Annotated in this window: 24 protein-coding genes and 1 pseudogene; 15 read left to right on the plus strand and 10 right to left on the minus strand. The window is 56.3% G+C overall.

What is annotated here, in order from left to right:
* Positions 1 to 109 precede the first annotated feature (109 nt).
* Together HYP802_RS0117385 and HYP802_RS0117390 are read right to left on the minus strand one after the other, a co-directional pair.
* On the minus strand, positions 110 to 2,134 hold the full coding sequence (locus HYP802_RS0117385; RefSeq protein WP_013948675.1) for a protein-L-isoaspartate(D-aspartate) O-methyltransferase: 2,025 nt from the start codon (positions 2,132 to 2,134) through the stop codon (positions 110 to 112).
* 95 nt (positions 2,135 to 2,229) lie between these two features.
* Positions 2,230 to 2,760 (minus strand): Hsp20/alpha crystallin family protein, encoded by a 531-nt coding sequence (locus HYP802_RS0117390; RefSeq protein WP_013948676.1) that lies wholly within the window; start codon positions 2,758 to 2,760, stop codon positions 2,230 to 2,232.
* Positions 2,761 to 2,961: 201 nt separating this feature from the next.
* Between HYP802_RS0117390 and HYP802_RS0117395 the strand changes: the two genes are divergently transcribed.
* Genes HYP802_RS0117395 through HYP802_RS0117415 form a run of 5 tightly spaced genes read left to right on the plus strand, consistent with a single transcriptional unit; the run spans position 2,962 to position 5,766 of the window.
* Complete coding sequence (locus HYP802_RS0117395) at positions 2,962 to 3,291, plus strand: hypothetical protein (RefSeq protein WP_013948677.1); 330 nt, start codon at positions 2,962 to 2,964, stop codon at positions 3,289 to 3,291.
* Positions 3,292 to 3,332: 41 nt separating this feature from the next.
* Complete coding sequence (locus HYP802_RS0117400; protein ID WP_013948678.1) at positions 3,333 to 3,983, plus strand: BON domain-containing protein; 651 nt, start codon at positions 3,333 to 3,335, stop codon at positions 3,981 to 3,983.
* Positions 3,984 to 4,004: 21 nt separating this feature from the next.
* The gene (locus tag HYP802_RS0117405; RefSeq protein ID WP_013948679.1) at positions 4,005 to 4,424 is read left to right on the plus strand and encodes a CBS domain-containing protein; all 420 of its coding nucleotides are present in this window, start codon (positions 4,005 to 4,007) and stop codon (positions 4,422 to 4,424) included.
* Between the two features lie 10 nt (positions 4,425 to 4,434).
* Positions 4,435 to 5,076 (plus strand): alpha/beta hydrolase, encoded by a 642-nt coding sequence (locus HYP802_RS0117410; protein WP_024276235.1) that lies wholly within the window; start codon positions 4,435 to 4,437, stop codon positions 5,074 to 5,076.
* A gap of 9 nt (positions 5,077 to 5,085) precedes the next feature.
* Positions 5,086 to 5,766, plus strand: coding sequence for a phosphoribosyltransferase (locus HYP802_RS0117415; protein ID WP_024276236.1), 681 nt, complete (start codon positions 5,086 to 5,088; stop codon positions 5,764 to 5,766).
* Positions 5,767 to 5,781: 15 nt separating this feature from the next.
* On the opposite strand, the gene HYP802_RS0117420 is transcribed toward HYP802_RS0117415, so the two are convergent.
* Genes HYP802_RS0117420 through HYP802_RS0117430 form a run of 3 tightly spaced genes read right to left on the minus strand, consistent with a single transcriptional unit; the run spans position 5,782 to position 7,142 of the window.
* A complete protein-coding gene (locus tag HYP802_RS0117420; RefSeq protein ID WP_013948680.1) occupies positions 5,782 to 6,111 on the minus strand; it encodes an HPF/RaiA family ribosome-associated protein in 330 nt (109 codons plus the stop codon).
* Positions 6,112 to 6,158: 47 nt separating this feature from the next.
* Positions 6,159 to 6,674: a BCAM0308 family protein gene (locus HYP802_RS0117425; RefSeq protein WP_013948681.1), complete on the minus strand. Its 516-nt coding sequence runs from the start codon at positions 6,672 to 6,674 to the stop codon at positions 6,159 to 6,161.
* An 18-nt stretch (positions 6,675 to 6,692) separates the two neighbouring features.
* On the minus strand, positions 6,693 to 7,142 hold the full coding sequence (locus HYP802_RS0117430; RefSeq protein ID WP_013948682.1) for a DUF3775 domain-containing protein: 450 nt from the start codon (positions 7,140 to 7,142) through the stop codon (positions 6,693 to 6,695).
* A 118-nt stretch (positions 7,143 to 7,260) separates the two neighbouring features.
* Here HYP802_RS0117430 and HYP802_RS0117435 point away from each other — a divergent pair, with 118 nt between their 5' ends.
* The 8 genes and pseudogenes from HYP802_RS0117435 (at position 7,261) to HYP802_RS0117470 (ending at position 14,414) form a co-directional block, all read left to right on the plus strand.
* On the plus strand, positions 7,261 to 7,746 hold the full coding sequence (locus HYP802_RS0117435) for a universal stress protein (protein ID WP_013948683.1): 486 nt from the start codon (positions 7,261 to 7,263) through the stop codon (positions 7,744 to 7,746).
* Between the two features lie 103 nt (positions 7,747 to 7,849).
* Positions 7,850 to 10,420 carry a cation-translocating P-type ATPase gene (locus HYP802_RS0117440; protein ID WP_155831359.1) on the plus strand — a complete coding sequence of 857 codons (2,571 nt, stop codon included), beginning with the start codon at positions 7,850 to 7,852 and terminating at the stop codon, positions 10,418 to 10,420.
* A 71-nt stretch (positions 10,421 to 10,491) separates the two neighbouring features.
* Positions 10,492 to 10,839: a metalloregulator ArsR/SmtB family transcription factor gene (locus tag HYP802_RS0117445; RefSeq protein ID WP_013948685.1), complete on the plus strand. Its 348-nt coding sequence runs from the start codon at positions 10,492 to 10,494 to the stop codon at positions 10,837 to 10,839.
* Positions 10,836 to 11,359, plus strand: a pseudogene (locus HYP802_RS22505) (arsenate reductase ArsC). Before HYP802_RS0117445 ends, HYP802_RS22505 begins: the two are co-directional and overlap by 4 nt.
* Before the next feature lie 2 nt (positions 11,360 to 11,361).
* Entirely contained in the window at positions 11,362 to 12,426 is a 1,065-nt protein-coding gene (gene arsB, locus HYP802_RS0117455; RefSeq protein ID WP_013948687.1) for an ACR3 family arsenite efflux transporter, read from the plus strand.
* Positions 12,427 to 12,429: 3 nt separating this feature from the next.
* Positions 12,430 to 12,843: an arsenate reductase (glutaredoxin) gene (arsC, locus tag HYP802_RS0117460; RefSeq protein ID WP_013948688.1), complete on the plus strand. Its 414-nt coding sequence runs from the start codon at positions 12,430 to 12,432 to the stop codon at positions 12,841 to 12,843.
* Positions 12,843 to 13,583: an arsenical resistance protein ArsH gene (gene arsH, locus HYP802_RS0117465; RefSeq protein ID WP_024276239.1), complete on the plus strand. Its 741-nt coding sequence runs from the start codon at positions 12,843 to 12,845 to the stop codon at positions 13,581 to 13,583. The genes arsC and arsH overlap by 1 nt, the downstream gene beginning before the upstream one ends.
* Before the next feature lie 258 nt (positions 13,584 to 13,841).
* Positions 13,842 to 14,414, plus strand: coding sequence for a hypothetical protein (locus tag HYP802_RS0117470; protein ID WP_024276240.1), 573 nt, complete (start codon positions 13,842 to 13,844; stop codon positions 14,412 to 14,414).
* 153 nt (positions 14,415 to 14,567) lie between these two features.
* Here the strand turns inward: HYP802_RS0117470 and HYP802_RS0117475 are convergent, their stop codons facing one another.
* Entirely contained in the window at positions 14,568 to 15,296 is a 729-nt protein-coding gene (locus HYP802_RS0117475) for a c-type cytochrome (RefSeq protein WP_013948691.1), read from the minus strand.
* A gap of 607 nt (positions 15,297 to 15,903) precedes the next feature.
* Here HYP802_RS0117475 and HYP802_RS0117485 point away from each other — a divergent pair.
* Positions 15,904 to 17,025: an SEL1-like repeat protein gene (locus HYP802_RS0117485; protein ID WP_245261535.1), complete on the plus strand. Its 1,122-nt coding sequence runs from the start codon at positions 15,904 to 15,906 to the stop codon at positions 17,023 to 17,025.
* A gap of 41 nt (positions 17,026 to 17,066) precedes the next feature.
* Here HYP802_RS0117485 and arcC read toward each other — a convergent pair whose 3' ends face one another.
* From arcC to ptcA, 4 genes are read right to left on the minus strand one after another with little or no spacing between them, the layout of a single operon-like run.
* Complete coding sequence (arcC, locus tag HYP802_RS0117490) at positions 17,067 to 17,969, minus strand: carbamate kinase (RefSeq protein ID WP_024276242.1); 903 nt, start codon at positions 17,967 to 17,969, stop codon at positions 17,067 to 17,069.
* Between the two features lie 3 nt (positions 17,970 to 17,972).
* Complete coding sequence (gene aguA / locus HYP802_RS0117495) at positions 17,973 to 19,097, minus strand: agmatine deiminase (RefSeq protein ID WP_024276243.1); 1,125 nt, start codon at positions 19,095 to 19,097, stop codon at positions 17,973 to 17,975.
* Positions 19,090 to 20,514, minus strand: coding sequence for an APC family permease (locus tag HYP802_RS0117500; protein ID WP_013948696.1), 1,425 nt, complete (start codon positions 20,512 to 20,514; stop codon positions 19,090 to 19,092). Before HYP802_RS0117500 ends, aguA begins: the two co-directional genes overlap by 8 nt.
* 20 nt (positions 20,515 to 20,534) lie before the next feature.
* A complete protein-coding gene (gene ptcA, locus HYP802_RS0117505; RefSeq protein ID WP_013948697.1) occupies positions 20,535 to 21,566 on the minus strand; it encodes a putrescine carbamoyltransferase in 1,032 nt (343 codons plus the stop codon).
* 552 nt (positions 21,567 to 22,118) lie between these two features.
* Between ptcA and HYP802_RS0117510 the strand changes: the two genes are divergently transcribed.
* On the plus strand, positions 22,119 to 22,688 hold the full coding sequence (locus HYP802_RS0117510; protein WP_013948698.1) for an HdeD family acid-resistance protein: 570 nt from the start codon (positions 22,119 to 22,121) through the stop codon (positions 22,686 to 22,688).
* Positions 22,689 to 22,738 lie beyond the last annotated feature (50 nt).

The raw sequence follows: 22,738 nt of genomic DNA on the forward strand, positions 1-22,738 counted from the left end.
TCTTATCCAAACAGGTCGCCCAAGCCGAAGCTCTCCACTGGTCGCAAAGGCTCGATGCGCTCGCCCAACCGTTTTTAAAGCTTATTTGCGCTGCCGCGGACGATGTCAGCTAAAGCCCGAATGGATAAGTCTCTGGCATGCCTTCGAGTTCAATGCCCTTGATGGGTTTTACAGCGCTCGTCCGGTCGATCCAAATATATTCGTCAAACTGTCGGGGCAGCGTGGCTTCAAAGTAATGGCTCGCAAGTTCGCTATCGGGCCGGTAGATAACTCCAATGGCGCGTTCCAGCAGCGGCCTCATCAATTTCTCGCGCAGCGCGCCGTTTTCCTTGAGCGAGAGCATCAATCCCGGCGCGTTGCTCAAATGGAAGAGACGTTCGTAGCTCTGGGCGTGGGCCGGGCGCACGTTCATGACTTGCATCGGCGCGTCCCAGTTCGATGCCGCCGCTACCGTGCCGTCATTCGTGCCGAACCCGATGCTGAAACAAGCCTCACCAAAGGCGCGACGGCACAACTGGCCGATATTGTATTCACCCCGCTGGCTCATCTCTGTGGCCGAGGCGTCACCGATATGCGAATTATGCGCCCATATGACCGCCTTCGAGTGATCGCCATGATGGATCAATAGCTGATTGAGCGTCTCGAACATATGACTGTCGCGCAGGTTCCAGGATGCGCGCGAGCCATAGTACATCGTGCGATAGTAGCGTTCTGCGTTAGCTATTAGACGGGCATTCTGCGCCGCATCGAAATAGCGCTCGCCATCCTGCATCACATAGTCTTGTTGATTTCGCAGTACGTCAACGAGAACACGGGATACGTCTTTTTCGCATTTTCGGTATTCGCCCGTCAGCGCCGCCCTACCATAAGCAGCGGGATCCGCCTCCCACGGGCTAAGACAGCCATAGCGCTCACGCGCGATCACGGCAAGTTCGGGATCAACGCTGTCGAGATACTCCAAGACAACGCGAACGGAATTGTAGAGACTATAGAGATCAAGGCCATAGAAGGCCGCACGCGTTTCAAAGGCTCGCGTCTCATTATTCTTGTGAAGCCAGTCGACGAAGCTTTTCGTCTCGGCGTTACGCCACATCCAAGTGGGAAAACGTGCAAATGCTGTCCAATCTGACGGCGGCACATCACGGTGACGAACATAGTGATCGATGCGCGCAGCATCCGGCCAGTCGGCTTCGACGGCAACGAATTTGAATTTCTTGTCTTCGATGAGACGCTGCGTTATCCGCGCGCGCATACGGTAAAATTCGGAAGTCCCGTGACTTGCCTCGCCGATGAGGACGACGCGCGCATCGCCGATGCGTTCGATGAGTGGGTTGAGGTCCGCGTCATGGAGATGAGTGAAAATCTCGCCTTCCTTGGCGATCATCGAGGGCACAGAAACGCTGACAGCCGGCCGTGCGCGGACCACCCGAGGCGGCTTCACGCGCCAATCATCCTCGGGGCTTTCCCATCCGTCTTTGCCGATCAAGGGTACGAAGCGCACATCGGCGATATCCTCGCGCTCAAATTCTTCCTCGGCTACGCGTGTAATTCTCACAAGCTCCTGCGAACGCGGGTTATCGCCAATAGGAGCGACCAGACAGCCGCCGATTTTAAGCTCGTGAAGAAGCGCCGCCGTGATATTTGGCACGCCCTCCGAGACGAGGATCGCATCGAACGGCGCATGCTCAGGCCATCCCTGCGCGCCATCGCCATGACGCACGTGCACGCTACGTGCCCGCGCCCGCTGGAGATTATCCCGCGCCCTCGCAGCAAGCTCTCCGACAAGCTCGATCGTATAAACCTCGCCGGCGATATGAGCCAGAACGGCGGCTGCATAGCCCGATCCCGTGCCAATCTCGAGGACGCGCTCACCTCCTCGAAGCCGAAGGGCTTCGATCATGAACCCGACGATATAAGGTTGCGAAATTGTCTGGCCGCATCCAATCGGGAGCGGAGTATCATCGTAAGCCTTTTCCGCAAGTTCGCGCGGAACGAAAAGCTCGCGGGGCACATGCCTCATCGCCTCAAGCACGAGAGCGTCACGGACGCCACGGCTTTCTATCTGGCTTGCAACAACCTGATGCCGCTCTTCCTCGGAAGATTCCGATTTCTTCTGCAACAACGCTTTAGGCATGGATGAAGCTCCATGATAATACCCTAAGCCCATCCTAAATTTGGATTTCACACTCCCCGCCGGGATGCGTACCCCGGCGGAGAGGTCGCGCTGCTTTATGCGGCTTTGACCGCGATCTTTTTCTCGGCTGTCTTGGCCTCGCTCGTCTTTGGCAACGCTACGGTCAGGACGCCCTTCTTAAAGTTTGCCTCAATCTTTCCGGTATCGACACCTTCCGGAATGCTGAAGCGGCGCTCGAACGAACCATACCGACGCTCGGAGAGAAAATAATCCTTCTTCTTCTCTTCTTTCTCTTCCTTCTTCTCCCCTTTGATGGTCAGCATTCCGTTGGCGACCTTCACATCGATATTGTTCTCATCAAGACCTGGAAGCTCAGCGGTGATCTCGTAAGCTGTGTCTTTATCGACGATGTCGACAGGCGGCGTAGACACAAGGCTCAGTTCTCGCCGCAATAATGGCTCAATACCGAGGCGTGAGCCGCGGAACGGCGATCGCAAGAAACCTCGGTCAAACTCTTCGATAAGATCCTCGAACTGATGGCGAATATTTTCGAGCGGCCACCACTCACGGCCCGATGTAGATTCTCTCTGAGATTTTACCGGAAGTTTTACTGCAGGTTCTGCCATGGCACAAAACTCCTTGTTGATCGACACTCAACGATTATCTTTAGGCCAATCAAACGCAGCTGCCGCGTTGATGAGCGTCAAAAAGATGACGATCTAAATTGAACTTCGCTCATTCGAGCATTTCGCGACAACATTGAGATGCATCAATGAGAGGTGCGGAATCGCAGCAAAAATCGCACTAACAATTCGGAGGTGCGCAGTATGCTTCACGAAATGTTTGATCCAAAAGCGCCCGGACCTGGCTTGGCAGCATTGATGCCCAATTGGCCTGGATTTCAAGCGCTCGCTGTCTCCCTTCGTCTTAACGAAGAGATCGCGCGCAATTGGATGGAATTTTTGCAGAAACGCTACCTGAAGGACATGGATGCGCTGCAGCGCACTATAGCGATCAAGTCGCCAAACGAATTCACGTCGTTTGCGATCGCGTTCTGGCAAGACACGGCGAAGGATTATTTCTCAGAACTGAGTGCGCTGCAAAAAATGTTATTGTCGGGAGTTGCGACCGGATCTCTGCGCGCATCGACAGCCTAGCTGAGTTTTCTTTGAGCTTTGTCGTCAGAGGATTTTTGGCCATGAACGATATGCAGCTTCGCCAGTTGGTCATAGACGAACTGGAATTCGAACCGAGTATCAACTCGATAAATATTGGCGTTTCGGCGAGCGGTGGCGTCATCACGCTCCACGGGCACGTTCGCAGCTACGCGGAAAAAGTCGCCGCGCTTCAGGCCGCACGCCGGGTAAAAGGCGTTCGTGCCATCGCCCAGGAAATCGATGTCTGCTATCCGGCGGAAATCAAGACGTCGGATGAGGAAATTGCAAAGCGCGTCCTTAGCGTCTTGAAATGGCATGCCATGATACCCGACGAACACGTCCGAGTGACGGTGCAGAAAGGTTGGGTCAATCTGAGCGGCGAGCTCGATTGGCAATACCAAAAGAAGATCGCTGAAGACGAGGTCAGAAAGCTGATGGGCGTGATCGGCGTAACAAATTCCATAGTGGTGAAGTCGCCCGTTGAGGCTCCGGATATCAAAAAGAAAATCGAGGCCGCACTGGCTCGCAACGCCCATGTCGAGGCTGAAGGAATCCGCGTCGCCGTTTTAGACAATCGAGTTTGTCTCGAAGGCCATGTCAACAGCTGGGAAGATCACGACATCATCGAGAACGCCGCTTGGTCCGTTCCCGGCGTGCAAGGGGTCGATGATCGTCTCACCGTTGCTTCGTAAAATGGGAAGGGAGTAAGTCCCATGAAAGTCAAAGATGTCATGCATAAAGGTGCCAAATGGGTTGCCCCCGATACACTTGTTTCGGAGGTCGCCAGAATGATGAAAGACCTCGATATCGGAGCTGTACCGATTGGGAAAGACGATCGTCTCATCGGCATGGTGACCGATCGTGATATTACATGCAGAGGGTTTGCCGACTCCGCCAATCCTTCGGCCCTGACCGCAGAGAAGGTCATGACGAAGGGCATCATCTATTGCAAGGCTGACGAAGACATCGAGGATGCCATCCGTTTGATGGAATCGAAGAAGATCCGACGACTTCCGGTCATTGACGATAAGAAAAGAATGGTGGGCATGCTTAGTCTCGGAGATGTCTCGCATGCGGTCGTCCGTAATCTCTCTGGCGAGGTGATCAGCGCCGTATCTGCACACCACGCTTAAGGAGGCGTCAGTGGCTGTCGATGTTCTGGAAGAAGAGGATGTGACGATTGGGTTGCCTGCGCTTCAGGGCAGCCTTGTCATTCCGAGCGGCGCACGCGGGCTTGTTATATTTGCACACGGCAGCGGCTCAGGCCGTCTTAGCCCGCGAAACCGCTATGTCGCCGACGTTCTCAATGAAAATAGATACGCTACCCTCCTCTTCGATCTCTTGACCGAGGCCGAAGCTTCAGACCGCCGTAATGTATTCGATATCTCGCTCCTGGCACGTCGCGTGCAAATGGCGGTGAACTGGACGCTCGAAGAGCCCAAGACAGCCGATCTTACCCTCGGGCTCTTTGGCGCAAGCACGGGCGCTGCCGCTGCATTGGTCGCGGCCGCTGCACTCGGTCCAGCTATTTCGGCAGTGGTATCGCGCGGCGGCCGTCCCGATTTAGCAAAGGAGGCTTTGGGGCGCGTCACCGCTCCCACGCTCCTGATCGTTGGCGGCGACGACATTGGCGTGATCGAACTCAACGAATTTGCCGCTCGGCAAATGACCTGTACCCGGAAGCTGCAGATCGTCCCAGGCGCAGGGCATCTTTTCGAGGAGCCGGGCACCTTGGATCGTGTTATTGAACTCTCAATCGGCTGGTATAATCAATATTTGATGTGAGGATATCAGATGAGTTTCTGGCTCCCTTTCAGAGACCGAGAAGAGGCGGGACGCGCCCTTGCATCTGTGCTTTCCAGGCAAAAGTTCGAAAATCCGATCGTTTTAGCCATGCCGCGTGGCGGTGTGCCGGTCGCCATCGAGATCGCCAAACAGCTGAAGGCACCGCTCGATTTTGTTTTCGTGCGCCGCATCGGCGTTCCAGGGCACAAAGAGGTTGCCATGGCGGCGGTCGTCGATGGTGCGGCGCCGGAGCTTGTTCTCAACGAAGAGATCAGCGCACAAATCGAAATCCCGCAAGCCTATATCGAGCGCGAGATGAAAGCTGAGCTTCATGAGATCGAGCGCCGAAGACGGGAATATGCCAGCACGGCGGCCAGGCCCGCTATCACGGGACGAACCGCTATCATTGTCGATGATGGTATCGCGACCGGCACCAGCATGCGGGCCGCAATAAACGCACTCCGCAGAAAGAAGCCAAAGGAACTTATTGTAGCCGTTCCCGTCGCGCCTCTGGAAACCGTCAACTCACTTCGTTCCGATGTTGATGCGGTGATCTGCTTACAAACTCCGGAGCCGTTTTACGCTGTCGGTATGCACTATAAAGACTTCCATCAGATCGACGATGATGAGATTGTAGAAGCACTGCACGAATTCCGAAAAGGCGCCGATCTTGCACAACACACGGCCTGACCTTCGTGTTTCGCCCTACGCCTGCCGCTTGCGAGTCAGATCCTGAAGCTGACGGCGCGCCGCCGCGAAAGCATCTGAAATTGTAACGTTGATATCCTCGTGGCGACCCGTCACGCTCGGCTCACGGCTTACCGCAATGTCGTTGGCGCCTGGAACCGTGATGAGTAGCCGGATGCTATAGAAATCTCCATGGCGGTGGCGATGTTGCGGTCGCCCTATAACGATCCGGGCCGATGTAATCCGATCGTAGAACTGCTCGAGCTTCTTTGCCTCGTCGCGAACCCGGCTCGCGATGTAATCAACTGGCTTTATGTGCTCAAACGAAATTTGAAGTGGGATCTGCATGGGAACACTCCCGCGATATCGAAAATTGCCGCGAATTTGAATAGCCCTTACTCATCGCGATGCCAGTGAGCCCTCACGAAATAATCCCCTTCGCTGTAGTCAATATCAAATTGGCCCTTGTAGGCGTGTTCGAGTGCATGCCCGAGACGGCGCGGCAGATGAATATCTGTGGTGGTTACGATCGCCGAGCCGTTTGCATCGGCGATCTCAATAATCCTCGACAAGGGGTGCTCGGCGTTTTGATCGGATTGCGTGTTTCGAATTAACTCGAAAATCTCACCCTTGTGTTTTTGGAAAAACTTGCCAGACAGCGTGACTTCACCTGCCGGATATTTATCGTTCTCCCGCAGACACGCAGGGCACAATTGCCTCGTCGCGTCAGTCGGCGCGCTATCCAGCCACTGCCAACGACCATCGAGGAATACGGCTCCGCACTGATTGCAGACTGTCGGCTCTCGCAGCTTCCCTTGCGCCTTGTAAGGATCATGCCGATGCGGCGCGATAAGATGCGATTTCATAAGATCATGGCGCGGCTCTGCGCGATGTAAATCTCGTGTTTTCATCGTCGTCGCCTTTCAGAATTAAAGGTGATCCAGCTCAAATTTCTCACAGGAACGACCGAGAAGCGCGAAGCCGTCTTCCAGGAAGTCTCCGAGCAATGGAATGCCAAGCAAATAGCGCGCTGTGTTTTTGTTGTGCGCGCGGGCCGCCTCTTTGCGCACCTCGGCCCAATCCGCGGCCGAATAGTCTTCGCGGCCAAGCCAAACAAGCGCGACAAGATCAATCTGCTCGTCTTCATTCATGTCGTTGATTACCGAGGTTAATTCTTCAACGACGGGATCGTCCGTGTGATCTTCCAGAACAGATGTCATCTTGTCGTCGGACGCGTTCGAGCCGGGATCTGATTCACTGACGGCGTCTTTCGCGTCGAACTCCCGCGCCTTCGCAATAACGAAGCAAACCTTTTCGGGAGAAATCTGAAGCTCAGGCAGTTCAGGCGCTTCATCAATAATTTTAGCTGGCTTCGCCATTTTCGGAATCCTTCAAATGAAGCAAAAATGGCTATGTTTCCCGAACCGACCTTGATCGCCGTCAAGCACGTCCAGAAGCTCAAATTTCTTTGAGATTGACGTTCATCAAGGGAAAACAGTGCGCTACAGCGAAGATCATCAGCAAACATCTTTTTCGGAAAGCGATATGTACAAACATTTACTCATCGCGACAGACGGATCAGAGCTTGCCCAACGTGCAGTTACACAGGGCTGCGAGTTGGCGAAAGCGCTCGGGTCGAAAGCAACGATTGTAACAGTCACCGAACCGTGGAGGATGGTCGCTCCGGCCGAAGTCGCGGTGGTGTATCCGATCGAAGATTATGAAAAAGCGGCGGCTTCAAACGCGAGTAAAATTCTTGCCGATGCTGCTTCTGCAGCCGCCAAAGTCGGAATAACCTGCGAGACCGTGCACATCAAAGACGAATTTCCGGCTGAGGGCATCGTCCAGGCGGCGCAAGCGCGGGCCTGTGATTTGATTGTTATGGCGTCTCACGGGCATCGCGGCTTGGTGGAATTTGTACTTGGCAGTCAGGCCCACCGCGTCGTCACGACCTGTGCTGTCTCTGTGTTGATCTGCCGATGAGCGACTTCCTTCACTTATCCGACAATGTGGATGGCACAGTCGCTCTCGCAGCATCTCTTGCGACGGCGACGCTTGCGGCCAGAAGTTATAGTCATTTTTTATGATGGCCCTTGACGCGAACAACGTGGAACGGAGCACCCGGTTTGAGGTCGGCCTCACGATGGACGAGGCGCGGAAGCGGCTCGCCACTGAGGGTCCAAACGAGCTTGAACGTAAAAGCAGACGCTCTGCGTTCGCGATTACGTTGGAGGTACTGCGTGAGCCGATGTTTCTTTTCCTCGTCTGCGCTGGCGGGATCTATGTCATCCTTGGCGAAACGAGCGAAGCGATTGTCCTCTGTCTTTTTGCGACAACTTCCGTCGCCATCGCAATTGTCCAAGAGTTTCGCAGTGAACGTGTTCTGCAGGCCCTAAAAGAGCTCTCGAGCCCTCGTGCTCTCGTCATTCGGGATGGAGAGCGTCGCCGCATCGCTGGCAGAGATGTTGTCCGCGGCGACATTTTGATCATCAGCGAAGGTGATCGGATTGCTGCCGATGGGCTTTTGATTGAAGGTGACTTGTCGGCCGATGAGTCACTATTGACAGGGGAATCCGTTGCAGTCCGCAAGATTCCTGTCGATAGGGATGCGTCGGCTCCGACAGACCGCAAACCTGGTGGCGATGATACGCCTTACTTGTTTTCCGGCACGCTCGCCGTTCGGGGACAAGGCAAAGCCGAAGTTGTCGCAACCGGAGGCCGAAGCGAGATCGGAAAAATCGGTGCCTCACTCGCCCGAATTGAACCGGAACCGCCCCGGCTCAAGGCCGAGATCAATGGTCTTGTGCGGATGTTCTCGATTATCGGCGTGGCGGTCTGCTCTCTCGCTTTCCTATTGCAGTGGGCATCGGGACATTCTGTGCTCCACGCCCTCCTTGCAGGCATCTCGCTTGGCATGGCGATGCTGCCTGAAGAATTCCCGCTCGTACTCACCGTCTTTATGGTCATGGGTGCCTGGCGTCTTTCGCGCGCCCAAGTCTTAACGCGACGTGCGGCCGCGATAGAGGCACTCGGCGAAGCCACCGTCCTCTGCACCGACAAAACTGGTACGTTGACAGAGAACCGTATGTCGATTGCTGAACTGCGCTTGCCGACAGGCGATACATTTGGCGCGAGCCAGCCAGAGGCGTTGGGTTCGTTGCCTACTCAGTTCCATCGCCTCATCCGCGCCGGAGCGCTGGCTTCGCAGCCGACGCCTGTGGACGCAATGGACGTCGCCATCGTCGATTTTGCCGAGGCGCGTTCTTGCGGCACAGAATCGCGAAATCGGGACGTCTTGGAGCGCACCTATGGCATGACACGGAAGCGCCTGGCCGTGGTAAATGCTTGGCGGGCGAAATCTACGGACGAATTTAAAATAGCGGCCAAAGGCGCGCCCGAGACGATAGCCAAGCTGTGCGGGTTATCGGCCGCCGAGTACGCCGGGGTCTCCACGATGACGGATACAATGGCGCGCGAGGGGCTGCGCGTATTAGCCGTCGCCGAAGCGACGTTTCCTGAAAGAGATCTGCCGCTCGAGCCGAACGCTTTCAATTTTCAATTTGTGGGCCTCATAGGCCTTACCGATCCGATCAGGGCGAATATTGCTAGTGCCGTCAGCGAATGCAGGGCGGCGGGCATTCGCGTCGTAATGATCACCGGCGATTATCCGACAACGGCCCTTGCGATCGCTCGTAAAGCCGGTATCGACGCAAGCTGTGTGGTCTCGGGACCAGAAATCGAGAGCATGACTGCGGCGGCCCTCGGCCGCAACATCAGGGAATGTTCCGTCTTCGCGCGAATTACGCCGGCCGATAAGTTGCGCATCGTTCAAGCGCTTCAGGCGAACGGCGAGATTACTGCGATGATTGGTGATGGTGTAAACGATGCGCCATCTCTGAAAGCAGCCCACATCGGTGTTGCTATGGGCGGTCGCGGAACCGACGTGGCACGTGAAGCGGCTGCACTCGTCCTTCTGAATGATAACTTCAGCTCGGTCGTCACTGCTATTCGGCTAGGCCGTCGAATATTTGACAATCTTCGCAAGGCAACGGGCTTCATTGCAGCTATTCACGTGCCGATCGCAGGACTCGCCCTGTTTCCAATCATCGCTGGACTGCCAACAATCCTTGGCCCCTTACACATTGCCTTCCTCGAACTCATCATCGATCCAGTCTGCTCTATCGCCTTCGAAAACGAGCCGGAAGAATCCGATGTCATGAGCCGCCCGCCTCGATCGGCAAAGGCGCCCCTGCTCTCATTGGCGCGGCTCCTATGGTGTTTGCTGCAGGGTGTAATAGCGTTTGCTCTCATTGCCTGCCTGTATGTTGCGTCTTTGCGGTATGGTCTTCCCGCCGATCAGGCTCGTTCCCTCTCCTTCGGTGCAATGATCGCATCCTCGGTTGCATTGGTTATTATCAATCGCAGCTTTGACACTGTGCTCTTCGGATCTCTCGTCCGACCCAACCCCATGCTCTGGGCAGTCTTCGCACTCGCTACGGCAATCTTTGCGACAACTCTTTACTGGACACCTGCACGCGCCCTTTTCGACTTTGGCGCTTTTCACGCTCATGATGCGCTCATATCAGTCAGCGTGGGCGTTGTACTGCTGATAATCCTGGAGCTGCTGAAAGGCATATTTGATCGACCCATCCGTTGATGGGAGGGTGGATCTAAGTGAGCAGTCTTTACAAGGCTTGCATATTTCAATAATTCTTGTATTGTCTATTTATGAACACTGATGAAGCTGTCACTCGTCTCGCGGCGTTGGCCCACGATCAGCGCCTCGCTATCTTCCGGCTCCTGGTGCGGGAGGGCCCAAACGGGCTGCCTGCAGGCGAGATCGCTGAAGCTGTTGGCGCCACCCCAACAGGAGCGTCATTTCATCTTAAAGAATTGGACCGCGCCGGACTAATCCATGCCACGCGCGTTGGCCGGTACATCCGCTATGCGGCGCACTTTGAGGGAATGCGACAACTCTTGAGCTTTCTCACCGACGACTGCTGCCAGGGAAATCCGGAGCTTTGCGGCTCGACAATCAAAAAGGCGCGTAAGCTGTGTAAGGGAGAAGCAAAATGACCCGAGATCGACCGTATAACGTCCTCTTTCTCTGCACCGGCAATTCCGCCCGTTCCATCATGGGCGAGGCCATCATCAACCGCATCGGCGCAGGGAAGTTCAATGGCTACAGCGCGGGCAGCATGCCAAAAGGTGAGGTTCACCCGCTGGCCATCAATCTTCTGAATAAGCTCAACTATGACACCGGTGCTCTCCGCTCAAAGTCCTGGGAGGAGTTCACGGCAGCCGGTGCACCCGAATTGGATTTCGTCTTTACCGTTTGCGATAACGCCGCCAACGAAGTTTGCCCGATCTGGCCGGGGCAGCCGATGACAGCACACTGGGGCTGCCGGACCCCGCCGAGGCTCAGGGGGATGAAGCTCAGCGAGCGCTCGCCTTTGCCGATACCTACCGCATGCTCAACAACCGGATTGGCATTTTCGCCAGTTTGCCGCTCGCGTCACTCGACGAACTCAGCCTCCAGAATCGCCTCAACGACATTGGCCGATTGAAAGCTTCAGCCGTGCCGGAGAGAGCCTGAGCATGTCAACCTTCGAACGCTATCTGACGGTATGGGTCGCCCTCTGCATCGTTTTCGGCATCGCGCTTGGTCATTTCTTTCCTGTTGCCTTTGCAGGGATCGCCGCGGCGGAAGTGGCCAACGTGAACTTCGTCGTCGCGGCGCTGATCTGGTTGATGATCATTCCGATGCTGGTGAAGATCGATTTCTCAGCGCTTTCCAAAGTGAAAGCTCATTGGCGCGGCATCGGCGTCACTCTTTTCGTCAATTGGGCGGTAAAGCCGTTCTCGATGGCGCTTCTGGGCTGGATCTTCGTCGGCTGGATATTCCGGCCGTACCTACCAGCCGAGGAGATCAACAGTTATATCGCCGGCCTCATTCTCCTCGCCGCTGCGCCGTGTACGGCCATGGTGTTCGTGTGGAGCAACCTCTCTGACGGCGAGCCGCATTTCACCTTGAGCCAAGTGGCACTCAACGACGTGATCATGGTTTTCGCGTTCGCGCCGATTGTCGGTCTGCTGCTCGGTCTTTCGGCGATCACGGTGCCTTGGAACACGCTCCTTTTGTCGGTCGTGCTTTACATTGTGGTGCCGGTCATCATCGCGCAGGTGATCCGCAGCGTCGTCCTCTCGACCGGTGGCCAGGGGGCGCTGAACGCATTGCTTCGGCGCATTCAGCCTCTATCCCTCGTGGCCCTGCTCACCACGCTGGTCTTGCTATTCGGCTTTCAGGGCGAGCAGATCTTGGCGCAGCCATTGATCATCGCCATGCTGGCGGTACCCATTCTCATCCAGGTCTATTTCAACTCGGCGCTCGCCTACCTTCTCAACCGCGCGTCAGGCGAAGCTCATTGCGTGGCGGGACCCTCCGCGCTGATCGGCGCCAGCAACTTCTTCGAGCTGGCAGTCGCCGCCGCGATCAGCCTCTTTGGTCTACACTCCGGCGCAGCGCTCGCCACCGTCGTTGGCGTGCTGATCGAGGTCCCCGTGATGTTGTCTGTGGTGAAGATCGTCAATTCGTCGCGCGACTGGTACGAGGCCGGTCGGACGGTCAGAAAGCGTGGCCTATCCGCGCAAGCAGGAGAATGAGCGATGGCGATCACCATCTACCACAACCCGGCCTGCGGCACTTCCCGCAACACGCTGGCGATGATCCGCCAGAGCGGCGAGGAGCCGGAGATCATTGAATACCTCAAGACCCCGCCTTCGCGCACAACACTGGTGGACCTGATTAGGCGCATGGGCATCACCCCGCGCGAGCTGCTCCGCCAGAAGGGAACGCCCTTTGCCGAACTCGACCTGGGCAATGCCAAGTGGACCGACGATCAACTCATTGATTTCATGATGGAGCATCCTATCCTCATCAACCGGCCTATCGTTGTCACAACGATAGGCGTGAAGCTGTGCCGGCCATCGGAGACGGTGCTCGACATCCTGGCGGAGCCGAACATCGGCAACTTCACCAAAGAGGACGGCGAAGTGATTGCGGCAAGAAAGAAGGCTTGATGAGCAAGAACGGCGCCAGCGACCTGCCCAACATCGCGCACGAGCATCTGCACATTCCCGCCGAGGATAAGCTCGCCGCGGCGGGTAGCCATAAGCCGCGTATCCTTTTGCTCTACGGTTCACTGCGCGCGCGGTCGTACAGCCGCTTTCTCACGATGGAAGCGGCGCGATTGCTGGAGCATTTCGGGGCCGAAACGAAGATCTTTCACGCGCATGGCCTACCGCTGCCGGATGACGCGCCCGCGACCCATCCCAAGGTGCAGGAATTGCGCGAGCTTGCTGCCTGGTCCGAGGGCCAGGTTTGGTGCTCGCCGGAGCGGCACGGTGCGATGAGCGGCGTGATGAAGTCACAGATCGACTGGATACCTTTGTCTACGGGCGCTATTCGCCCCACCCAGGGCAAGACGCTGGCCGTGATGCAGGTCAGCGGCGGCTCTCAGTCCTTCAATGCCGTGAACCAGATGCGCGTGCTGGGCCGCTGGATGCGGATGATCACCATTCCGAACCAGTCTTCCGTCGCAAAGGCCTTCAATGAATTCGACGAGGACGGCCGCATGAAGCCATCAGCCTATTACGACCGCGTTGTAGATGTGATGGAGGAGCTGGTGAAGTTCACCCTGCTTACCCGCGACTGCGCTGACTATCTTGTCGATCGTTACAGCGAAAGGAAGGAAAGCGCCGAGGAGTTGTCGCGTCGCGTGAACCTGCCCTCAGCCGTGAACGACACGCCGCGGCGGTAAAGCCTTTCAACGACCGCTCGTTCGGACGCTCATCACGCCAAATTCCGCGACTCGAATGGGGCGAATATGGCGTCTCGTCCGTGATGCATAGAAAACAGACTCTGGTGGCCTCCCCCCGCACCTCAAGTAGTCGTCCCTAAGTGGGTGGAAATGCCATTTCGTACTTGGGCCAAGCGGATACTCTGCTGTAGTTCGCTCAAGTCTGCGTAAGCCTTGTATTATCATCGCCATCGGAGGTTCGGAGAGGCGCTCGGGCTTATGGCAACAAACAACACTGACGAGAAGACATCGAACGCCCATGGCGTCATCGAGCTGCGGATTCAAAAGCTGGCGCAGCTTTTTAACTCGCTCGACCCATCGCCTTTTCACGAGCGGGATCTGGATCAAGATGCCGAAGAGTACATCGTCGGCTGGGCACGCGAATTACCATCAGACTTGCCTCTGAAGATTGTTATCCATTTGCCCGACGAGGCGATGCATGATGCTCAAAAGTGCGAGCTTCCGTCGGCGTTGGCAAACTACTTCACAGAACGCGCCCAATTTGCGCAACGCGAACTAAATGAGCTGTTTAGAATCGGACGCCTCTATTTATTCGTGGGCTCCGCCACCCTGGTGGCGTGTCTCCTCGGCAGCCAATTGGTGCGAAGCACGCTCGGCGCAGGGCCGCTTGCGGCCATCGTCTCCGAGAGCTTAGTCTTCTTTGGATGGGTCGCCAATTGGAAGCCGATCGAGACTTTTCTTTACGATTGGTTGCCGCTGAAGCGCCGGCGAGATCTGTTTCTTAGACTGGCGCAAGCGACTATGCAGCTGGAGAAAATTCCACCGGTATGATCGTAGAACTGCTCTCTACGAGCGTGCAATCGACAGACGTAGCAGGCCTCGGCGCGTCGATACGTGAGGAGCCAACATCAACTGCCGAAGAACTTGTCAGGTCACGGCTCCAATGAACTCATGCGAACAACGATTCCAAGACTGGTATTGGGTTCACCGTGCCTGCTGGCTCTCCAAATAGGAGACGAGCTCATCAATCTCACGATCAGCGGCGTCAGGTGGCATGTTCTCGTTGAAATAACCCTCCCATGCAAGCAGCCGCATTGTTCCGTGTCCGCTTATGCCGCCATCGCGGATAATTCCTTCCACCTTCCCTCTGGGAAACCAGCCGCCGTTGTGCTTGGAGATTTGGGTTAGATCGGGAGCAGGCTTCTTCAGCCCTTCGGCAAATATCCCCGGGCTCGCGCCAATTCCATGGCATAAGGCGCAGTAGGTCCGGTATGTTTGTTCACCCGCTTTGAACCTTTGATCGGGCATTGCTTTTGGCTCTTCATCGATAGTTTCCCGAGCTTTGCCGAGGACATCCTTCGTCGCATCTTCGGTCTTATCGAAGAACTCATCTGCGCTTCGTTGCGCCTTGTCCAAGGCTTCCGTCGTTCTATGCTGAGCATTGTCAATGGAACGCGGAATAACAATTCGCGCTTTGTCGATTGCGTCTTTAACAGCTCGCCGTGCCTTTTCGATTGCGTTCAAAGCGGCTTTCTTGGCGGCATCAATAGCTGCTTTAGCATCTTCCCCGGCATCCGTTGGGGCTTCCGACTTGGTTTGCGCAGATTGAAGTTGCTCGGAGAATGCGGCAGGCCTACCGACCAACAGAAACCCAAAAACTCCTATCGCGATTGCGACGTAATAAAATGGCGTGTGATTCCCGCTCTTGGACATGACGAAACCTCCCGAGCAATGAATGGCTTCGAGGCTCGCATATGCACTTCCGGCGATGCTTGATTCACATCAACCAAATCTGCTCGAGAGCTGAGGGTCATGGGGAAGCCTCTTATGTGAAAGATGTCGTCGCGAAGGAGCAACCGAGTTGTCACGATCGATATCCGCGGCCGAGATGCACCAGCCGTTCGAAATCTGTTTTTAGCTGGGCTAGGCACCACGCGAGCTAGAAAGCTGGCTCAAAATCGCTTGGAACGGCATCTGAAAGCAGCTATTTAAAACAGCCACGCCATTCCGTTTTGCTTATTAAATCAATATCTTGTGGCGCGTCTACGGTGCTCCGTACGAGCCCGGGCGATATGACTATAACATTTGCCGCAGACGTCAGGTGGCCATCAGCGCATGCAATGCCTTGGCCTAGCGCGAATCTTACACATCCTGCAATCGTTGGTGCCATCGGTGATGTCATGAGCGAAGCTATTCGACGCCTCGAAGGCGATGATAGCCGTTGCAGCTACCCGCCGCATCTCGTGGGAACGTTTTGAACAAGCACGGCATAAGACGGAGAAGAGAATTGGCACGGATATTCGTCTTCGCCTTGGCAGCCGTGCTTATAAATTTCTTCAGTCACACGGGCGCCTCCGCGAGGGACGCTGACCCGAAAGGGGTGGCACTCTGGGAAGCCGGTTCCAAGGCATACGACGACGGAAACTTAACTCAGGCGCGAGATCTGCTGTCACACGCAGCGGACGCCGGCAATGCTTCTGCGATGAACCTTTTGGCGTCGATCCTACAGAAAGGATTGGGGGGCGACGCGGACTTACCAGCCGCTCGAAAATGGTATGAAGGGGCCGCAAATAACGGTGACCTATCAGAAGCAATGTTCAGCCTGGCAATGATGCTGCACAACGGCCAAGGCGGCCCCAAAGACGTTGCCTCTGCTCGTTCCTGGTTTGAGAAAGCAGCGAATGCCGGGAATGTCCCGGCGATGGATTGGATGGGCTATCTTTCTCAGGATGGTGAGGGCGGCCCTCAAGATTTCGCGGTGGCACGGTCGTGGTTTCAGCGGGCGGCCGATCAGGGCGACGCCAACGGCTTGTATAGAATGGGCTACTATTTTGAAACCGGGACGGGTGGCCCGGCAAATCCCCAGGGCGCGCGCGAAATGTATCAGAAGGCGGCCGAAAAGGGCCTCGTTCGGGCCATGACCTACTATGCGAAAGTTTTGTATGACGGGACAGGCGGTCGAAAGGATTTAAGCGGAGCGCGGGACTGGGCTCAAAAAGCAGCCGAAAAAGGTGATGCGGATGCTATGGGGATGCTCGCAACGATCTACGCGCACGGGCAAGGCGTTGCCGTGAATTATTCTTCGGCGCGTACATGGGCTAAGAGCGCGTCTGAAGCCGGTTGTTCGTTTGCGATGCCTCTATATGGCTTTCTCCTCGAAAGGGGCTTGGGTGGCCCTAAAAATCTTCCGGAAGCCCGCCAGTGGTACGAGAAGGCTGCCAATGCGGGTGATCGCATCGGCATGTACGACTACGGCATTGCTTTGATCCAAGGGAAAGGCGGTCCCCGCATGACGAAGGATGGCCGTGCATGGCTGCAGAAAGCCGCCGCCTTGGGGGACCCGGACGCCAAGAGATATCTGGCGCGCAAAGGGAGCGGCGGTCGCCGCACCGTTCGAAAACCTACCTATGAATCGTCCCTGGGGGGATTTCTGCCCTTCTAAGGATCTACGGATCTGGTGAAATTACCTCAACGATGAGGCCGTCAGGGGAGCACGATCGTGCCACCCTCTCCACTCAATACAGACTGCACAGCGGACAAAGATCCGATAACGGCGGCGCGACCGGTCCGTTCGGCGAAGTTGCACGCTGCGCTTACCTTCGGTCCCATTGAGCCGTCCGCAAAGCCATGGCGGCGCAAATCAAGCGATTTGATTTTTCCGATGGCCTTTTGTTGCGGCGTTCCCCAGTCAAGATAAACAGCATCCACATCAGTGAGGATGACCAGCTGATCGGCTCCAAGCTTCTCCGCAAGGAGTGCTGCGGCTAGATCCTTGTCGATGACGGCTTCGACGCCACTGATCCTGCCGTCTGGATTGCGACGGACGGGTATGCCGCCGCCGCCAGCGCAGATGACAAGAACGCCGCTGCGAACGAGACTATCAATAATCGGTAGTTCAACGATTTCCACCGGCTGGGGAGAAGGCACAACCCTACGGAATGACTTCCCATCTTGCGCGTACGTCCAAGAGTGCTGCTCCCGAAGCGACGCAACTTCTTCTGAAGTGTAGACGGGACCAATCGGTTTCGTCGGCCGTTGAAATGCTGGATCGCTGCCATCGACGATAGTCTGTGTAATGAGCGCCGCGGTGGGACGTTCCGGGCTCGCATTTCGCAGTTCCTGAGCGACGACGTAACCGATCATCCCCTGCGACTCGGCCCCGAGCACATCGAGCGGATAAGGCGGGAGCGCCTTGTAGGCATTGGCTTCAAGAGCGAGCAAGCCCACTTGAGGACCGTTTCCGTGCACGATGACGATTTCATGTCCCTTACATGCCAGGGCCAATGCATCGGCAGCGGCGCGCATATTGCGCCGCTGATTTTCTGCAGACAGAGGCTCGCCGCGTTTCAGCAACGCGTTCCCGCCAAGAGCAACGACAATCCGCATCTGTTATGCGGCTCCCGCCATACGGAGCAGACGTCGGCCGAGCGGCTCCTGCTGGGTGATGCAATGAATGTTGCCGCCACCAAGAAGGATCTCACGCCCAGGCACGCTTACGATCCGCCGGGTCGGAAAGAGTTTCGCCAGCGCGTCCTGCGCCGGACCGTCAGCTGGATCGTTGAAGCGCGGCATCACGATTACGTCGTTGGCGATGTAGAAATTGACGTATGATGCTGCGAGTCGATTGCCTGCTTCGCGCGGCAGCGTTCCAGCAACCTTATCGACTCCGGCGGCTTCTTCAGCCGTGATCAAGACTGGTTTCGGCGCGACGAGCTTGTGAATGTTCAGCCGCCTCCCGCGAGCGTCGGTCGCCTTTTCGAGCCGTTCCAAGGCTCCGGCCGAAATTGCATATTGCGGATCGGAGCGATCTTCCGTCCACGTCAGCACAACTTCTCCGGGCGCAACGAAGCGGCAGAAATTATCAGTGTGGCCGCTCGTCTCGTCGAGATAGACGCCTTTCTCCAACCAGATGATCTTCTCGAGATTGAGATAGTCACAGAGATACTTCTCGATCTCGGCACGGCTTTTATCGGGATTGCGGTTCGGATTGAGCAAGCACTCTTCTGTGGTCAGGAGCGTGCCTTGCCCATCGACATCGATTGAACCGCCTTCGAGAATGAAGTCCGGCGCGTATCGATCATCCCTTTCGAGCTCTATGACTTTCTCACCGACGAGGTCGTCTTGATCCCAAGGGAAGTAGAGCCCTCCGGCAAGCCCACCCCAAGCATTGAATTTCCAATCGATGCCCCTCACCGCGCCCGCATCATTTACGACGAATGTCGGCCCGCAATCACGGATCCAACTGTCGTTACTCGTCATTTCGACGAGACGTACGGACGGGTCGAGCATCTCTCGGGCGATAAGATATTGAGCGGGAGATGCACAGACAGTTACCGGCTCACCCTGGGCGATCGCGGCGGCGACAGCCGCGAAAGCATGCTGTGCAGGCTTTGCACCACTTCGCCAGTTATCCGATCGCTCAGGCCAGAGCATCCAGCAACCGATGTGGGGCTCCCATTCCGCCGGCATCCGAAAGCCGTCCTGCTTGGGTGTCGTTGCGAGGACCTTAGACATGGGCGATCTCCTTCGTCGGTTTCGCTGGTTCGGGACGTTTGCCATGGACGAGGAATTCGCCGACGATGACCGTAAGCACGACGCCTCCGAGCACAGCGCCTATGTAGGTCATATCAACCGCGCCGGGCTTGTAGATGAAGAAGACGATAGCCTGCAGAATGAAGAGCATGCAGATGCTGCTCAGCAGCACAGCAACCGGATAGCCGCCGGGAACGCGATAAGGACGTCGAATATCTGGATCATCCCTACGTAGTTTCAGGAACGAGAGGAACAGCAGGAAGTACGGAAGCAGGAAGACGACTGACGAGAACGCGAAGGTCGTCCAAAAAAGATCTTCGGAGCTTTTTGCGAGCCACCCGTAAATCAACAGCACGACGCTGGCGATGACACCGCACAGGATAGCCGAGTTGGCGGGTGTCTTATAAACGGGGTGAAGCTTGGCGAAGATCGACGGCAGATCGCCACGGTTGGCCGCCTCGGCGGCCGATCGGTTTGCTCCGATCGACCACGTCGTCATGTTGGCGATCAATGTATAGAGCGTCATCACGCATAGGGCGATGACCGGAACATTGCCGGAGATGCCTGCGCCGAAGATCTTTTGAAACGTATCCGGCAGGCCCTTAATGAGGCCAATGTCGGAAAGCGGGAGCGCGAGCAGAATGCCGACGGTTGCCAGAATGTAGAAGAACGCGATGATCGACCCCGAGCGTACGATTGCCCACGGCACGTCCCGCCCAGGATTTTCCATCTCCTCAGCCGCTCCGGACATCAGCTCGAAGCCGAGGAAATTATAGATAATGACCGGAAGGAACGCGAGACTATCGCCCCAGTGCGGCGTGAGCGTCGCGAGGCTGAACTCGTTCGCGGGACCGTTATGCATTGCGTAGGCAATGCCGCCGAGGCCGAGCGCGAGCATGATAATCACTTTGAAAATGGCGCCGATATTCGGCACCCATTTCCCGACCTCCAAGGTGATGATATTGATGCCGACGGTGAGCCACGTCAGCCCCAGCGTGATGACAATCTTCGTCCACAGGCTCATATCCGGCGCAATCAATTCTGCCAGAATGCCTGCAAAGAGGATGTACACCGACGGCATCCAGAAGGCGACGTTGACCCACCAGAGCCAAGCGGTACGTCCAGCCCAGACGGGTCCGAAGGCGCGGCGAACCCAGGCATAGATGCCGCCCTCCTCCGTGTAGGTGCTGCCAAGCTCAGCAGTGATCAGACCATACGGAATGAAGAACAGGACGAGCGTGAATATCCACCAGAAGATCGATTGCACGCCGATCGAGGCGGCTGCCGTCAGCTGATCAATGACGAGTACCGCACAGACGGTAAACAAGGTCATATCCAAGCCGTGGAGAACTTTTTGGAAGCGCGGAGGCCGCACTGCACCCGGGGCTGAGACCGCCATTGGATTATCCTCTTATGTTTTTAGCTGACGAGTTCGGTTGCACGCATGTGGAAGTCATCGACCGCGCTCCGATACCGCGCGATAGCGCTTGGATCCGCGATCTTCAGGCGCGGATAGACGAAGTAGGCCAGCAGGGCCTTCTCGGTATGGAGCCGATTTTCAGATTGGTCGTAGATAATCGACTGAGGTCCATCCATGACGGCATCTGTCACCTCGACACCACGTGATGCCGGCAAACAGTGCATGAACTTGGCGTGCGCGGGCGCACGCGCGAGCAGGCTCTCGTTGACCTGATACTTCGGCATGAAAGCCCGTTCGCGATCAGGAATTTCAGCTTCCTGTCCGATCCACCACCAGAGATCCGTATAGATGAAGTCGGCGTCTTTAACCGCTGCATTAACGTCATCTGTAACAGTAAGGGTGCCGCCGGACTTCGCGATATTGGCGCGGGCGATATCCTGCCAGGCCTTCGGGGCCTGATAACGCACAGGTGCAGCGTGCGTGAAATGCATGCCCATCTGCGTGCAAATCATCATCAGCGAGGAGCAAACGTTGGTCGCATCACCGACGAACGTCACATGGACGTCGGTCAGCGACTTATCCGGAAGCTTGTGCTCCATCATCGTGAAGACGTCACATACGACCTGGGTCGGATGGTTGTAATCCGTCAAGCCATTCATGACCGGCACAGTCGAATTTGCCACGAGATCGAGAACCGTCTTGTGCTTGAGCGTTCGCGCTTCAATCACGTCGACCATACGACTGATCACCTCTGCCGTATCGCGAATGCTCTCGCGCTTGCCGAGATGAATCTCTCCCGGTCTCAAATAGAGAGCGTGACCACCAAGCTTGGTCATCGCGACTTCGAACGAAACACGCGTGCGTGTCGAAGGCTCTTCGAAGATCATGCCCAGCGACGCACCTTGAAGGAGCCGCGGGCATGCGCCTGCCTTGTCAGCTTCCTTAAGAAGGCGGACAAGGTCCATGATCCGCAGCAACTCCTCGCGCGAAAAGTCCTGCGTGTCGATGAAGTGTCTTAAAGCTGCAGCCATCTGTCGTCTCCGTTGAGCTCATCGGAGTTTTGGTTGCTCACGCTCTCTTCGGCCTTGATGGAGGTCAACGTTCAGTCGAACGGATGCGGTCGAGGCGCGTCTCATTACGACCCGGAATTTAACGATGACGCGGCAGCCCCCCGGGTCCAATCACCGGCATTAGGTGCTTTGCTTTCCCGGCCGAAGAATTGGCGGCATGCGATCAGGAATTCATCAAGACAATCAATTGAGAAACAAAAGAGAAGACAGTTCCTCGGCGCGGTCTCTATAATATTGGGAGACGGGGGACACTTGGCAGCTAACAAGCAAACCAAGGAGTCCGTATCATGCAGTCTCTCCTCGCGGCCGCTTCGCCGGTAAATTCTTCTGTCTTTCGTAGCGACGCCATCTATTGCAGACGATTAAATGTCGGCAAGCGCGCGTCATATGCTGGGCGATGGCGCCATTAAACATTTCATGTGCTGCTTATGATCCAACGGTCGGTGCGCATTTTTGGCGCTACTCATGGATCAGCATTTCCCGTTCCTTGTTCGATAGATTGAGAGGTTCGTCATGACCGCCAGTCCTGTTTCTGCAAGACCTACAGAGGCCTCGGACCCCAGTTGGTGGGGCGCTATTCTGGTCGGAGCCATTTTCGTCTTCGCTGGCATCTTCGTCCTCGGAGATGTCGTCGCTGCGACGGTAATCAGTACGATGCTCATTGGCGTATTGCTGCTGGTGGCGGGCATATCGGAAATATTTCAAGCGTTTTCGACACAGCATTGGCGCGGCTTCATGCTGAGATTGCTTGTCGGCTTTCTCTACGGCGTTTGCGGAATAATGCTAATCACGGATCCTGCACGCGCTTCGGTTATCCTGACCTTAGTCTTCGCGCTATCTCTGATTGCCTCGGGATGCGTTCGGATCGTCCAGTCGTTTCAGTACTGGGCTTTGTTCGGCCCACTCCTGCTGATTTCCGGGATCATTGGCATCGTGGCGGGCCTCGTCATTCTCGCCAAATGGCCATTCAGCGGCCTATGGGTCCTGGGACTTCTGGTCGGCATCGATCTCCTGTCTCATGGCATTTGGTGGATCTTCTTCGGAAGCAGGGTGCGCCAGGAGAACAGCGCCGCACTCGGTTGACGAACGCTGCGCGGACGGCGGCATTTGGCACCCCGGGGCGAAGGCTCGCA

It is taken from the genome of Hyphomicrobium sp. 802 (assembly GCF_000526135.1).
In the GTDB taxonomy this organism is placed as follows: domain Bacteria; phylum Pseudomonadota; class Alphaproteobacteria; order Rhizobiales; family Hyphomicrobiaceae; genus Hyphomicrobium_B.

Coding starts and splice junctions, on each gene's coding strand:
- HYP802_RS0117385 (WP_013948675.1), bottom strand. CDS start 2,134: ATGCCTAAAGCGTTGTTGCAGAAGAAATCGGAATCTTCCGAGGAAGAG.
- HYP802_RS0117390 (WP_013948676.1), bottom strand. CDS start 2,760: ATGGCAGAACCTGCAGTAAAACTTCCGGTAAAATCTCAGAGAGAATCT.
- HYP802_RS0117395 (WP_013948677.1), top strand. CDS start 2,962: ATGCTTCACGAAATGTTTGATCCAAAAGCGCCCGGACCTGGCTTGGCA.
- HYP802_RS0117400 (WP_013948678.1), top strand. CDS start 3,333: ATGAACGATATGCAGCTTCGCCAGTTGGTCATAGACGAACTGGAATTC.
- HYP802_RS0117405 (WP_013948679.1), top strand. CDS start 4,005: ATGAAAGTCAAAGATGTCATGCATAAAGGTGCCAAATGGGTTGCCCCC.
- HYP802_RS0117415 (WP_024276236.1), top strand. CDS start 5,086: ATGAGTTTCTGGCTCCCTTTCAGAGACCGAGAAGAGGCGGGACGCGCC.
- HYP802_RS0117420 (WP_013948680.1), bottom strand. CDS start 6,111: ATGCAGATCCCACTTCAAATTTCGTTTGAGCACATAAAGCCAGTTGAT.
- HYP802_RS0117425 (WP_013948681.1), bottom strand. CDS start 6,674: ATGAAAACACGAGATTTACATCGCGCAGAGCCGCGCCATGATCTTATG.
- HYP802_RS0117430 (WP_013948682.1), bottom strand. CDS start 7,142: ATGGCGAAGCCAGCTAAAATTATTGATGAAGCGCCTGAACTGCCTGAG.
- HYP802_RS0117440 (WP_155831359.1), top strand. CDS start 7,850: ATGGCCCTTGACGCGAACAACGTGGAACGGAGCACCCGGTTTGAGGTC.
- HYP802_RS0117445 (WP_013948685.1), top strand. CDS start 10,492: ATGAACACTGATGAAGCTGTCACTCGTCTCGCGGCGTTGGCCCACGAT.
- arsB (WP_013948687.1), top strand. CDS start 11,362: ATGTCAACCTTCGAACGCTATCTGACGGTATGGGTCGCCCTCTGCATC.
- arsC (WP_013948688.1), top strand. CDS start 12,430: ATGGCGATCACCATCTACCACAACCCGGCCTGCGGCACTTCCCGCAAC.
- arsH (WP_024276239.1), top strand. CDS start 12,843: ATGAGCAAGAACGGCGCCAGCGACCTGCCCAACATCGCGCACGAGCAT.
- HYP802_RS0117470 (WP_024276240.1), top strand. CDS start 13,842: ATGGCAACAAACAACACTGACGAGAAGACATCGAACGCCCATGGCGTC.
- HYP802_RS0117475 (WP_013948691.1), bottom strand. CDS start 15,296: ATGTCCAAGAGCGGGAATCACACGCCATTTTATTACGTCGCAATCGCG.
- arcC (WP_024276242.1), bottom strand. CDS start 17,969: ATGCGGATTGTCGTTGCTCTTGGCGGGAACGCGTTGCTGAAACGCGGC.
- aguA (WP_024276243.1), bottom strand. CDS start 19,097: ATGTCTAAGGTCCTCGCAACGACACCCAAGCAGGACGGCTTTCGGATG.
- HYP802_RS0117500 (WP_013948696.1), bottom strand. CDS start 20,514: ATGGCGGTCTCAGCCCCGGGTGCAGTGCGGCCTCCGCGCTTCCAAAAA.
- ptcA (WP_013948697.1), bottom strand. CDS start 21,566: ATGGCTGCAGCTTTAAGACACTTCATCGACACGCAGGACTTTTCGCGC.
- HYP802_RS0117510 (WP_013948698.1), top strand. CDS start 22,119: ATGACCGCCAGTCCTGTTTCTGCAAGACCTACAGAGGCCTCGGACCCC.